The sequence below is a fragment of the Bacillus infantis genome (assembly GCF_020171945.1).
Classification (GTDB): Bacteria; Bacillota; Bacilli; order Bacillales; family Cytobacillaceae; genus Bacillus_AB; species Bacillus_AB infantis_A.
Genome location: NZ_JAIVAP010000047.1, coordinates 1 through 528 on the forward strand (window position 1 = coordinate 1; position 528 = coordinate 528).

The window sequence follows — 528 nt, forward strand, 5'->3', positions numbered from 1 at the left end:
CCCATATCATCCCTATGAATGGAGAAAGCTATCGTCTCAAAGAGACGTACTCGAAATAACAAGAGGGTGGTCAACTTTTATATGAGCGACATGGTCAACTTTTGGGTTGACGATTACATCCTCCGACAGCTTATCTGACCTCTTATAGAATACATGGCGACCCCTCTTGCATTTCTTCCGGTCATAATCATGCCATTCCGTCTGAACCCTTCTCCTGACCCCATCCAATGCCCAATAGATGTACCGGACGAAGTGAAAACGGTCAGCTACAATAACCGGCTTTCCGAGCGCCTGTTGGACAGCCGCCTTAAAGGATGGGCTCATATCCATGACAACCACTTTGACATTGGCTCCATACTTTCTTAAGTATTGCTTGATTGTTTTCTTATAACGATTCTCAAGGATATCGATGGGTTCACGAGTGACCCCATCAGCGATGATAAGCTGGTACTTTCCTTCTCTTGTATCCCCTTTATACTCATCAATCGCAATGACTTCCGGCAGTTCTTTCGCTTCTTCGTTCACAGT

At 45.3% G+C, this 528-nt stretch carries 1 pseudogene; it reads right to left on the minus strand.

What is annotated here, in order from left to right:
• Positions 1–120 precede the first annotated feature (120 nt).
• Positions 121–528: pseudogene (locus LCM00_RS24555) on the minus strand (transposase); the annotation flags it as partial.